This is a genomic window from Actinacidiphila sp. bgisy145 (genome assembly GCF_057708125.1).
In genome coordinates this window covers 90,844-103,445 of record NZ_JBYIRL010000012.1, presented here as the reverse complement: position 1 = coordinate 103,445, position 12,602 = coordinate 90,844, and the positions used below count along the sequence as shown (strand labels likewise).

The window sequence follows — 12,602 nt, the reverse complement described above, 5'->3', positions numbered from 1 at the left end:
GCACGGGTGGCACTGCTGACCCGTATCAACGGACCCCGCGACCTCGACCGGCTCAACCCGCAGCAGCTGGTCGAACTGGCCGAGGAGATCAGGGACTTCCTCGTCGACGCGGTCTCGAAGACCGGCGGCCACCTCGGCCCCAACCTCGGCGTCGTCGAGCTGACCATCGCGCTGCACCGGGTCTTCCACTCGCCGGCCGACCGGGTGCTGTTCGACACCGGCCACCAGGCGTACGTGCACAAGCTGCTCACCGGCCGGCAGGACTTCGCGAAGCTCAAGAGCACCGGCGGCCTGTCCGGCTACCCCTCGCGCGCGGAGTCCGAGCACGACGTCATCGAGAACAGCCACGCCTCCACCGTGCTCGGCTGGGCCGACGGCCTGGCCAAGGCGAACGAACTGCTCGGCCGCGACGACCAGGTGGTCGCCGTGATCGGCGACGGCGCCCTGACCGGCGGCATGGCCTGGGAGGCGCTGAACAACATCGCCGCCGCCAAGCACCGCCCGCTGGTCATCGTGGTCAACGACAACGAGTGGTCCTACTCGCCGACCATCGGCGGCCTGGCCAACCACCTCGCCACCCTGCGCACCACCGACGGCTACGAGCAGTTCCTCGCCCGCACCAAGGAGGTGCTGGAGCGCACCCCGCTGATCGGCAAGCCGCTCTACGAGACGCTGCACGGCGCCAAGAAGGGCCTGAAGGACTTCGTCACCCCGCAGGGCATGTTCGAGGACCTGGGGCTGAAGTACCTCGGCCCGATCGACGGCCACGACATCGAGGCGGTGGAGTCCGCGCTCCAGCGCGCCAAGCGCTTCCGCGGCCCGGTCATCGTGCACTGCATCACCGAGAAGGGCCGCGGCTACACCCCCGCCGAGCGTGACGAGACCGACCGCTTCCACGGCATCGGCCCGATCCACCCCGACACCGGGCTGCCGGTCGCGGCCGGCGGCGCCGACTGGACCTCCGTCTTCGGCGACGAGATGCTCGAACTCGGCAAGGAGCGCGCGGACATCGTCGCCATCACCGCGGCCATGCTGCACCCGGTGGGGCTGACGAAGTTCGCCAAGGCGTTCCCCGACCGCGTCTACGACGTCGGCATCGCCGAGCAGCACGCCGCGACCTCCGCGGCGGGCCTGGCCACCGGCGGCCTGCATCCGGTCTTCGCCGTCTACGCCACCTTCCTCAACCGCGCCTTCGACCAGGTGCTGATGGATGTCGCCCTGCACAAGTGCGGGGTGACCTTCGTCCTCGACCGGGCCGGCGTCACCGGCAGCGACGGCGCCTCCCACAACGGCATGTGGGACATGTCGATCCTCCAGGTGGTGCCGGGCCTGCGGATCGCCGCCCCGCGCGACGCCGACCAGGTCCGCGCACAGCTGCGCGAGGCCGTCGAGGTCGACGACGCCCCGACCGTGGTGCGCTACTCCAAGGGCGCGGTCGGCCCCGCGGTCGCCGCGGTCGGCCGGATCGGCGGCATGGACCTGCTGCGCGCCCCCGCGGACGGCACCGACCGCCCCGACGTGCTGCTGGTCTCCGTCGGCGCGCTCGCCCCGATGTGCCTGGAGGTCGCCGCACTGCTCGACGCCCAGGGCATCACCTCCACCGTGGTGGACCCGCGCTGGGTCAAGCCGGTCGACGCCGAGCTGCCGAAGCTCGCCGCCCGGCACCGGGTGGTCGTCACCGTCGAGGACAACGGCCGGGTCGGCGGCGTCGGCTCCGCGATCGCGCAGGCGCTGCGCGACGCGGAAGTGGACGTCCCGCTGCGGGACTTCGGCATCCCGCCGCAGTTCCTCGCGCACGGCTCGCGCAAGGACGTGCTGGCCGCCATCGGCCTCACCGCGCCGGACATCGCCCGCCAGGTGACCGGGGTGGTCGCCACCATCGACGGCCGGTTCGCCGACGAGGCCGGCACCGTCGGCACCGCGGGCACCGTGGACGCCGCCGGCGAGGTCAGCCGGGACTGACGCGCGCTGACCGCCGCACGCCGCCACCGCAGCCCTGTACGGCGCCGCAGGCGCCCGCCGGCGCGTACCAGGGGGTTCACCCGCACGGGTGGACCCCCTGCGCCGTCGAGGGATGTGTAGGCGCGCCTTGACGGGTGAGGTGATCCACCGCAGTGGAGTAACCAGCACCGCACCGGGACCGGCCTGGGCGGCGCAGCGATCCGATGGAGGTGCGCCTGTGGATCTGGGCACGCGCGAGGCGACGTCGACGACGCCACGGCAAGGGGTGTTCCGTACCAAGACCATCGAGCAGTCCATCGCGGACACCGAGGACCCCGAGCACGGCCTGCGCAAGGAACTGTCGGCGCTCGACCTGATCGTCTACGGCGTCGGCGTCATCGTCGGCACCGGCATCTTCGTGGTGACCGGCGCGGTCGCCAAGCAGTACGCGGGCCCGGCCATCGCGCTGTCCTTCATCGCCTCGGCCGTCGTCTGCGGGCTGGCGGCCCTGTGCTACGCGGAGTTCGCCTCCACCGTGCCGGTCGCCGGCTCGGCCTACACCTTCAGCTACGCCTCCATCGGCGAGCTGCCGGCCTGGATCATCGGCTGGGACCTGGTGCTGGAACTTGCGCTCGGCGCGGGCGTGGTGGCCGGCGGCTGGTCCGGCTACGTCACCAACCTGCTGAACAACGTGGGCATCACCGTGCCCGACCAGCTCAGCCACAAAAGCGGCCACTACGGCTTCGACGTCCTCGCCGCCGCCCTGGTGCTGGTGCTCACCGGCATCGTGATGGCCGGCATGAAGCTGTCGGCGCGGGTCACCGGCCTGGTCGTCGCGGTGAAGGTCACCGTGGTGCTGCTGGTGATCTTCGCCGGGCTCTTCTACGTCACCGGCAGCAACTACTCGCCGTTCCTGCCGCCCTCCCAGAGCAACACCGGCGCCGGATCGACCCTGCACGCGCCGCTGGTGCAGGCGGCGTTCGGCTTCACCCCGTCGTCGTTCGGCGTGATGGGGATCTTCTCCGGCGCCGCGGTGGTCTTCTTCGCCTTCATCGGCTTCGACATCGTGGCCACCGCCGCGGAGGAGACCCGCCACCCGCAGCGGGACATGCCGCGCGGCATCTTCGGCTCGCTGGTGGTGTGCACCGTGCTGTACGTCGCGGTGTCGCTGGTGGTCACCGGGATGCAGAAGTACTCGGAGCTGGACACCAGCGCCCCCCTGGCCAGCGCGTTCAAGGCGGTCGGCGCGCCCTTCTGGTCCGGCCTGATCAGCTTCGGCGCCGCGGTCGGCCTGACGTCGGTGGTGATGATCCTGCTGCTCGGCCAGACCCGGGTGTTCTTCGCGATGAGCCGCGACGGACTGCTGCCGCGCGCCTTCTCCCGGGTCCACCCGCGCTTCGGCACGCCCTACCGCACCACCGTGCTGCTCGGGGTGGTCGTCGCCCTGATCGCCGGGTTCTTCACCGTCGGGCAGCTGGAGGAGATGGTGAACATCGGCACGCTCTTCGCGTTCGTCGTCGTCGCCGTCGGCGTGGTGGTGCTGCGCCGCACCCGCCCCGACCTGCCGCGGGCCTTCCGGGCGCCGTGGGTGCCGGTGCTGCCGGTGCTGTCGGTGTGCGCGTCGCTGTGGCTGATGATCAACCTCAGCGTGGAGACGTGGCTGCGGTTCGCCGGATGGATGGTGCTGGGCTTCGCGATCTACTTCGGCTACGGCCGCGGCCACAGCCGCCTCGCGCGCCGCGACTGACCCGCCGCGGCGGCCCGCCCCGGCCCGCCGGGGGCCGCCGCCGGGGCCCGGGCCACCCGTTTTCCGGGCCGGGCCGCGGCGGTGGTAGAAATGCGCGAGAGCAGTGCGGGACGATCGAGGTGGCGTAGGCATGACGGAGTCCAAGGGACCCGGCAAGAGCGGCGGCGCGGCGGCGCCGGCGAAGAAGAAGCGGAAGGGCCCGCTCGCCAAGATACGGCCGTACGCGGTCGGCATCATGGCGGTCGTCGTGGTCTTCGGCGGCTCCGCGCTGATCGGCGCGCACGTGCGCGCCTCCAAGGACGACAAGGTGTCGGCTCCGTCCGGCGCCGTCGGCCCCGCGGTGGTGCCGACCGGCCCGGTGGACCTGAGCAGCACCGCGAGCCCCACCCCCACCGCGAGCAGCGGCCCCAACCTCCAGGTGGCGGTGCGCCCGTCGGTCCCGGTCACCATCACCGTCTACGAGGACCTGCGCAGCCCCGACTCCAAGGCGTTCGCGCAGGAGTACCAGGACGTGCTGCGCCAGCTGCTGACCACCGGCCAGGTGCAGATCCACTACCAGCTCGTCACCGCCTCGGACCGCACCTACGGCGGCAGCAGCTCGCAGTACGCCGCCAACGCGGCCGCCTGCGCGCAGGACCAGGGCCGGTTCACCCAGTTCGTGCAGGAGGTCTGGGACCACCAGCCCGACCCGCACAGCGGCGGCCTCGGCAGCGAGAAGCTCATCAAGTCGCTGGCGCACAAGGCCAAGAAGATCAAGATGGCCAACTTCGAGCCGTGCATCGAGCAGGGTGACCACAAGGGCTGGGTGATCAAGTCCCAGGCCGACTTCGCCCACTCCGGCCTCGGCCAGGTGCCCGCGCTGGAGATCAACGACAAGCCGGTCAAGGACGTCCGCACCTCGCTCACCCCGGCCAAGCTGCGCACCATGGTCAACAAGGAGGCCAAGCGCGTGATCGCGCTCCAGGCCACCCCGACCGCCTCGCCCGCCCTCAGCTGACACCGGCTCCCCGTACGACACGACCGTGCCCGGTCGCCACCCTGGACGGGAGGCGACCGGGCACGGTCGTCATGGGGGTCTGTCAGGCCGGGACGCTCGCCACGCCCGGCGCCAGGAACGGCGAGCCGTTCACCCGCTCCGAGACGCCCTCGCGGTCCAGGTAGGGGGTGATCCCGCCGAGGTGGAAGGGCCAGCCGGCCCCGGTGATCAGGCACAGGTCGATGTCCTGCGCCTCGGCCACCACACCGTCGGCGAGCATCAGGCCGATCTCCTGCGCCACCGCGTCCAGCACCCGGGCGCGCACCTGCTCCTCGGTCAGGACGGTGTCGCCCTGCTGGAGCAGCGCCGCGACCTCCGGGTCCAGCTCCGGCGCACCGGAGTCGTAGACGTAGAAGCCGCGCTTGCCGGCCTTCACCACGGCCGCCAGGTTCGGCGAGACGGTGAAGCGGTCCGGGAAGGCGCCGTGCAGCGTCTCGGAGACGTGCAGGCCGATCGCCGGGCCGACCAGCTCCAGCAGCACCAGCGGCGACATCGGCAGCCCGAGCGGCTCGACCGCCTTCTCGGCGACGGCGACCGGCGTGCCCTCGTCGATGACGTTCTGGATCTCGCCCATGAAGCGGGTCAGGATGCGGTTGACCACGAACGCGGGCGCGTCCTTGACCAGCACCGCGGTCTTCTTCAGCTGCTTCGCCACCGCGAACGCGGTCGCCAGCGACGGGTCGTCGGTGGCCTCGGCGCGGACGATCTCCAGCAGCGGCAGCACCGCGACCGGGTTGAAGAAGTGGAAGCCGACCACCCGCTCGGGGTGCGCCAGCTTCGCGGCCATCTCCGAGACCGACAGCGAGGAGGTGTTGGTCGCCAGGATCGCGTCCGGCCGGACCACCGCCTCCAGTTCGGCGAAGACCTGCTGCTTGACGCCCATCTCCTCGAAGACGGCCTCGATCACGAAGTCCGCGTCGCCGAACGCCGCCGCCTTGTCCAGGTGGCCGGTGACCAGGGCCTTGAGCCGGTTCGCCTGGTCCTGGCCGATCCGCCCCTTGCCCAGCAGCTTGTCGACCTCGCCGTGGACGTAGCCCACGCCCTTGTCGATCCGCGCCTGGTCGATGTCGGTCAGCACCACCGGCACCTGGAGGCGGCGCGCGAAGAGCAGTGCCAGCTGGGAGGCCATCAGGCCCGCGCCGACCACGCCGACCTTGTTCACCGGGCGGGCCAGCGACTTGTCGGGGGCGCCGACCGGGCGCTTGCCGCGCTTCTGCACCAGGTTGAACGCGTAGATGCCCGACCGCAGTTCGCCGCCCATGATCAGGTCGGCGAGCGCGGCGTCCTCCGCCTCGAAGCCCTTGCGCAGGTCACCGGTCCTGGCGGCCGCGATGATGTCCAGCGCCCGGTAGGCGGCCGGGGCGGCGCCGTGCACCTTGCCGTCCGCGACGAACCGGCCCCGCGCCACCGCCTGGTCCCATGCCTCGCCGCGGTCCACCTCGGTGCGGGTCACCTCGATCTCGCCCTTGAGCACCGCAGCGGTCCAGGCCAGCGACTGCTCCAGGAAGTCCGCCGCCTCGAACAGCGCGTCGGCGATGCCCAGTTCGTACACCTGGGCGCCCCCCAGCTGGCGGTTCTGGTTGAGCGAGTTCTCGATGATGACGGTCACCGCGCGGTCGGCGCCGATCAGGTTCGGCAGCAGCGTGCAGCCGCCCCAGCCGGGCACCAGGCCGAGGAAGACCTCGGGCAGCGAGAACGCCGGCACCGACGCGGAGACCGTGCGATAGGAGCAGTGCAGGCCGATCTCGACGCCGCCGCCCATCGCGGCGCCGTTGTAGTACGCGAACGTCGGCACCGCCAGCGACTGGAACCGCTTGAGCACGTCGTGGCCGCCGCGCCCGATGGCGAGCGCGTCCTCGTGCCGGGTCAGCAGCTCCACGCCCTTGAGGTCCGCGCCGACCGCGAAGATGAACGGTTTTCCGGTGACCCCGACGCCGACGATCTCGCCGGCCGCGGCCTCCTTCTCGACCTGGTCCAGGGCCGCGTCGATATTCGCCAGCGACTGCGGGCCGAGCGTGGTCGGCTTGGTGTGGTCGAAGCCGTTGTCGAGGGTGATCAGCGCGAACCGGCCGGCGCCGGGCAGGTCCAGGTGCCGTACCTGCGCCTGCGTGACGACCTCGCCGGGGAACAGCTCGGCCGCGCCCTTCAGCAGCTCTGCGGTGGAACTCACTTGCCGCTCCCGTCGAAGTTCGGGTTCTCCCAGATGACCGTGCCGCCCATGCCGAAGCCGACGCACATGGTGGTGATGCCGTACCGCACGTGCGGCTGCTCCTCGAACTGCCGGGCGAGCTGGTTCATCAGCCGCACCCCGGAGGAGGCCAGCGGGTGGCCGAAGGCGATGGCGCCGCCGTACTGGTTGACCCGCGGGTCGTCGTCGGCGATGCCGTAGTGGTCCAGCAGGGACAGCACCTGCACGGCGAACGCCTCGTTCACCTCGAACAGGCCGATGTCCCCGATGCCCAGGCCCGCCTTGGCGAGCGCCTTCTCGGTGGCCGGGATCGGGCCGATGCCCATCACCTCGGGCTCCACGCCGGCGAAGGCGTACGACACCAGGCGCATCTTCACCGGCAGGTCCAGCTCGCGGGCCACGTCCTCGGCGGCGAGCAGCGAGGCGGTGGCGCCGTCGTTGAGCCCCGCGGCGTTGCCCGCGGTGACCCGGCCGTGCGGCCGGAAGGGCGTCTTCAGCCCGGCCAGCCGCTCCAGCGTGGTGTCCGGGCGCATCGGCTCGTCGGCGGTGGCCAGGCCCCAGCCGGTCTCGCCGACCTCGGGGTCGGTGCGGCGGATCGCGATCGGCACCAGGTCCTGCTGGATCTTCCCGTTCGCGTACGCCTTCGCGGCCTTCTCCTGGCTGCGCAGCGCGTACTCGTCGGCGCGCTGCCGGGTCAGCCGCGGGAAGCGGTCGTGCAGGTTCTCGGCGGTCATGCCCATGAACATCGCGGACTCGTCGACCAGCTTCTCGGAGACGAACCGCGGGTTGGGGTCCACACCCTCGCCCATCGGGTGCCGGCCCATGTGCTCCACGCCGCCGGCCACCACCACGTCGTACGCGCCGAAGGCGATGCCGCCGGCGGTGGTGGTCACCGCGGTCATCGCGCCCGCGCACATGCGGTCGATGGAGAAGCCGGGCACGGTGGTGGGCAGTCCGGCGAGGATGCCCGCGGTGCGGCCCAGGGTCAGGCCCTGGTCGCCGATCTGCGTGGTGGCCGCGACGGCGACCTCGTCGACCTTGGCCGGGTCGAGCGAGGGGTTGCGGCGCAGCAGCTCGCGGATGGACTTGATCACCAGGTCGTCGGCGCGGGTCTCGTGGTAGATGCCCTTCGGGCCCGCCTTGCCGAACGGGGTGCGGACGCCGTCGACGAAGACGACCTCCCTCGCGGTACGAGGCACGATGCGACCTTTCTTTTTTTCTTTGTGTTCGGCTCGCCGCCGGGCGCTTCGACCCGGTGTCGACGGTCGTCGCTCCCGCGCTCGTTCCTCGCTTGTCGCTCCTCCACTTTCGACACCGGCGCGCCCTTTGGCTCGCTCACCGGCGAGCCCGGGCGAATGGTGACCGTGCGGGTGGGCGCACTCCGAGGAGTGGACGCGTCTGACACCGTCCATGCTACTCATCGGTAACCGGTGTGCATACTCTTACCCCGGGCTGCGGCGTAGGTCACACCGAAGGGCCGCCCCGGGGAGGACGGCCCTTTGACGTTACTTGGGGTTACTCCGTGGTCGGAGGGGTGGTCGGAGGGGTGCTCGGCGGCGTGACCGGGGCGGCCGGGAGCTGGGTGGTGAGGGCCTTGGTCAGCAGGGGAGTGTTGAGGGCGACCTGCCAGGGGCGGGCGCCGAGCGCGGTCAGGGCGGCCGCGACGTTCTCCGGGGTGATCTCGGCCGGCGGGGTCCAGCAGACCCGGCGGACGGTGTCCGGGGTGACGAGGTTCTCCTGCGGGAGGTTGAGCTCCTCGGCCAGCGCCGAGACGGCCGCGCGGGCCGCGGACAGCCGGGCGGCGGCGACCGGGTCCTTGTCCGCCCAGGCGCGCGGCGGGGGCGGCCCGGTGTAGGCGGCCGTGGGCTGCGGGAGTTCGCGCTCCGGCAGGGCCCGGGCCCGGTCGACGGCCGCCTGCCACTGCTCCAGCTGCCGCCGGCCCATGCGGTGGCCGAAGCCGGGCAGCGCCGCGAGCGCGTGGACGTTGGGCGGCACCTCCAGGGCGGCGGTGACGATGGCCGCGTCGGTGAGCACCCGGCCCGGCGAGACGTCCCGCTCCCGGGCCGTGCGGTCGCGGGCCTCCCACAGCTCGCGGACGATGCCGATCTGCCGCCGGCGGCGCACCTTGTGCATGCCCGAGGTACGGCGCCAGGGGTCCACCCGGGGCGCCGGCGGCGGGGCGGCGGCGATCGCGGCGAACTCCTGGAGCGCCCAGTCCAGCTTGCCCTGGCCGCGCAGCTCCTCCTCCAGCGCGTCGCGCAGGTCGACCAGCAGCTCCACGTCGAGCGCCGCGTACCGCAGCCAGGGCTCCGGCAGCGGCCGGGTGGACCAGTCGACGGCGGAGTGGCCCTTCTCCAGGGTGAAGCCCAGCACGTTCTCCACCATGGCGCCCAGGCCGACCCGGGCGAACCCGGCCAGCCGTCCGGCCAGTTCGGTGTCGAAGAGCGTGGTCGGCCGCATGCCCAGCTCGTACAGGCAGGGCAGGTCCTGGGTGGCGGCGTGCAGCACCCACTCGGTGCCGGCCAGCACCTCGCCCAAGGCGGACAGGTCGGGACACCCGACCGGGTCGATCAGCGCGGTCCCTGCCCCGGTGCGGCGCAGCTGGACCAGGTAGGCCCGCTGCCCGTAGCGGTAGCCGGAGGCGCGCTCGGCGTCGATGGCGACCGGACCGGTGCCCGCGGCGAAGGCCGCGACGACTTCCGCGAGGGCCTCCGGGCTGGCGGTCACCGGCGGGATTCCCTCGCGCGGGTCCAGCAGCGGGACCGGCGCCGATGGTTCCTGGATTGCGGTCTCTTTGGCGTCGGTCACCTGTCAAGGGTAGCCGGGGTGGGCCGCGGTGGTGGATCTACGTCGCGGCCCGGCTGCCGATCGGTCCCTGTCATGGCCGCGGACGGGGTGCCGGGCGGTGCCGCGGCGGCGCGCGGACCCGGTCCCGCGGTGGTCGGCGGCGCCGCGGCGGAAAGTTCCGCCCGGGGCCGCCGACCGGCGCCGGCTCAGTGGATGATGCCGGTGCGCAGCGCCACCGCGACCATGCCGGCCCGGTCGCCGGTGCCCAGCTTGCGGGCGATCCGGGCCAGGTGGCTCTTCACGGTGAGCGCCGACAGGCCCATGGACACGCCGATCGCCTTGTTGGACTGGCCCTCCGCGACCAGCCGCAGCACCTCGACCTCGCGGCCGGACAGCTCGCGGTAGCCGCCCGGGTGGCCGGGCACGCCCGGCGGGCGGCGCTGCATCCGGGCCGCGGTGGCGCCCAGCGGAGCCAGGCCGGGGCGGCCGGCCAGCGCGCCGGCGGTGTTGCGGGTGCCGGTGACGACATAGCCCTTCACGCCGCCGGCCAGGGCGTTGCGCACCGCGCCGATGTCGTCGGCGGCCGACAGCGCCAGGCCGTTCGGCCAGCCGGCCGCGCGGGTCTCGGCGAGCAGGGTCAGGCCGGAGCCGTCGGGCAGGTGGACCTCGGCGACGCAGATGTCGCGCGGGTTGCCGACCCGGGGGCGGGCTTCGGCGATGGAGGAAGCCTCGATCACGTCCCGGACTCCGAGTGCCCACAGGTGTCGGGTGACAGTGGAGCGAACCCGGGGGTCGGCCACGACGACCATGGCCGTCGGCTTGCTGGGACGGTAGGCGACCAGGCTCGTGGGCTGCTCGAGAAGAACGGACACCGGGCCTCCTGTGCAAAGGGGACTGAAACGGTCACAGTCTCCTTCGGCAGCAATTGCTCCCGGCTTTAGGGAAAGATCACGATTTGTTGGAGAACAATTCCGGGCGAATCGGATGACCGGGCGAAGGCGTGCCGACGACGGGCCCGACGAGGGCCGCGCCGGGGCGCGGGGCGGGTCCGGCGGACCGTCAGGTGCGGCGCTTCGGCAGCGGCACCACGCCGCTGACCGGCCGTCCGGGCAGGTCCGGGCCGTCGGACGGCGGCAGGCCCGCACACGCGCACAGCAGGTCGCACCAGGCCACCAGGTGCGCCGCCGTGTCCGGCCCCGCCTCCGGCCGCTCGTACGGCGTCCAGGACGCGCGGATCTCGATCTGCGTGTCGTCCCGGCGGTCGGCCAGAGCGCCGAAGTAGTGCGAGGACGCCCGTGACACGGTGCCGCTCGGCTCGTGGTAGCCCGCGCCGCGGGTGGCCAGCGCGCCGGTCAGCCACGACCAGCTCACCTCCGGCAGCAGCGGGTCGCCGGCCATCTCCGGCTCCAGCTCGGCCCGCGCCAGGGTGACCACCCGGAACTCGCCGTGCCAGGCGTCGTGGCCGTCCGGCTCGTGCAGCAGCACCAGCCGGCCGTCGGCCAGCTCCTCCCCGTCGGCGAGCACCGTCGCCTCCAGCGCGAACGCGTACGAGGCGAGCCGGCGCGGCGCCGGCACCTCCTCGATCCGCACCTCGGAGCGGAGCCGGGCGGTCCGCAGACCGTCCACCGCGCGCCGGAAGGAGAAGGGAGCCTCGTCCGGCGAGTGCCCGTGAACCGCAGCCATGCCCGGAAGACTAGGCCGCCGCCCACCCGCACGCCCGCATCAACACCCCTTGTGTCACGGCGTGCTGTCGTCCCGGCGCACTTTCGCCCGGTGCCGGGGGCGGCCGCGGGGCCCGGGGCACCATGGCCAGGCGGCGCCCCGGGCGTGGGAGGATTCGGGGGTGAGTGCGCACCATCTGACCGCTGCTTCCCCGTTCATCCGCGCCTGCCGGCACGAGCCGGTGCCGCACACCCCCGTGTGGTTCATGCGCCAGGCCGGGCGGTCGCTGCCCGAGTACCTGAAGGCGCGCGAGGGCATCCCGATGCTGGAGTCCTGCACCCGGCCCGAGCTGGTCGCCGAGATCACCCTCCAGCCGGTGCGGCGGCACCGCGTGGACGCGGCGGTCTACTACAGCGACATCGTGGTGCCGCTCAAGGCGATCGGCGTCGACCTGGACATCAAGCCCGGGGTCGGCCCGGTGGTCGGCACCCCGGTCCGCACCCGCGCCGACCTCGGCGTGCTGCGCGACCTGGAGCCCGACGACGTCTCCTACGTCACCGAGGCGGTCGGCCTGCTCACCGCGGAACTCGGCGCCACCCCGCTGATCGGCTTCGCCGGGGCGCCCTTCACCCTCGCCAGCTACCTCGTGGAGGGCGGGCCCTCCCGCAACCACGAGCGCACCAAGGCGATGATGTACGGCGAGCCCGAGCTGTGGCGCGACCTGCTCGACCGGCTCGCCGACATCACCATCTCCTTCCTCAAGGTCCAGATCGAGGCCGGCGCCAGCGCGGTGCAGCTCTTCGACTCCTGGGTCGGCGCCCTCGCCCCCGCCGACTACCGGCGCTACGTCATGCCCGCCTCCACCAAGGTCTTCGACGCCGTCGCCGGGTACGGCGTGCCCCGCATCCACTTCGGGGTCGGCACCGGCGAACTGCTCGGGCTCTTCGGCGAGGCCGGGGCGGACGTCGTCGGCGTCGACTGGCGGGTGCCCCTGGACGAGGCGGCCCGCCGGGTCGGGCCCGGCAAGGCACTCCAGGGCAACCTGGACCCCTCCGTCCTGTTCGCGCCGACCTCCGCGGTCGAGGAGAAGGCCGCGGAGGTCCTCGCCGCCGCACACGCCGCCGGCACCGGCCACGTCTTCAACCTCGGCCACGGCGTGCTGCCGGCCACCGACCCCGACGCGCTCACCCGCCTCGTGGAGTACGTCCACACCGCCACCGCGCACTGACCGCCGCCCGCAA

At 72.8% G+C, this 12,602-nt stretch carries 9 protein-coding genes; 4 read left to right on the top strand and 5 right to left on the bottom strand.

The window, feature by feature from the left end; translation table 11 throughout:
• Positions 1-6: 6 nt before the first annotated feature.
• The 3 genes from dxs (at position 7) to AC3ERT_RS13410 (ending at position 4,685) form a co-directional block, all read left to right on the top strand.
• On the top strand, positions 7-1,962 hold the full coding sequence (dxs, locus tag AC3ERT_RS13420; RefSeq protein ID WP_335983460.1) for a 1-deoxy-D-xylulose-5-phosphate synthase: 1,956 nt from the start codon (positions 7-9) through the stop codon (positions 1,960-1,962).
• A 112-nt stretch (positions 1,963-2,074) separates the two neighbouring features.
• On the top strand, positions 2,075-3,688 hold the full coding sequence (locus AC3ERT_RS13415; protein WP_435174164.1) for an amino acid permease: 1,614 nt from the start codon (positions 2,075-2,077) through the stop codon (positions 3,686-3,688).
• A 130-nt stretch (positions 3,689-3,818) separates the two neighbouring features.
• On the top strand, positions 3,819-4,685 hold the full coding sequence (locus tag AC3ERT_RS13410; protein WP_435174163.1) for a DsbA family protein: 867 nt from the start codon (positions 3,819-3,821) through the stop codon (positions 4,683-4,685).
• 82 nt (positions 4,686-4,767) lie between these two features.
• On the opposite strand, the gene AC3ERT_RS13405 is transcribed toward AC3ERT_RS13410, so the two are convergent.
• From AC3ERT_RS13405 to AC3ERT_RS13385, 5 genes are all read right to left on the bottom strand, one after another.
• Entirely contained in the window at positions 4,768-6,894 is a 2,127-nt protein-coding gene (locus AC3ERT_RS13405; protein ID WP_435174161.1) for a 3-hydroxyacyl-CoA dehydrogenase NAD-binding domain-containing protein, read from the bottom strand.
• A complete protein-coding gene (locus tag AC3ERT_RS13400) occupies positions 6,891-8,111 on the bottom strand; it encodes a thiolase family protein (RefSeq protein ID WP_435129994.1) in 1,221 nt (406 codons plus the stop codon). The genes AC3ERT_RS13405 and AC3ERT_RS13400 overlap by 4 nt, the downstream gene beginning before the upstream one ends.
• Before the next feature lie 316 nt (positions 8,112-8,427).
• Positions 8,428-9,720 carry an HRDC domain-containing protein gene (locus tag AC3ERT_RS13395; protein WP_435174159.1) on the bottom strand — a complete coding sequence of 431 codons (1,293 nt, stop codon included), beginning with the start codon at positions 9,718-9,720 and terminating at the stop codon, positions 8,428-8,430.
• 185 nt (positions 9,721-9,905) lie between these two features.
• Entirely contained in the window at positions 9,906-10,571 is a 666-nt protein-coding gene (locus AC3ERT_RS13390; RefSeq protein WP_202236784.1) for a response regulator transcription factor, read from the bottom strand.
• A 187-nt stretch (positions 10,572-10,758) separates the two neighbouring features.
• A complete protein-coding gene (locus AC3ERT_RS13385; RefSeq protein ID WP_335983474.1) occupies positions 10,759-11,382 on the bottom strand; it encodes a DUF3000 domain-containing protein in 624 nt (207 codons plus the stop codon).
• 160 nt (positions 11,383-11,542) lie between these two features.
• Here AC3ERT_RS13385 and hemE point away from each other — a divergent pair, with 160 nt between their 5' ends.
• A complete protein-coding gene (gene hemE / locus AC3ERT_RS13380; protein ID WP_435129986.1) occupies positions 11,543-12,589 on the top strand; it encodes a uroporphyrinogen decarboxylase in 1,047 nt (348 codons plus the stop codon).
• The last annotated feature ends 13 nt before the right edge of the window (positions 12,590-12,602 follow it).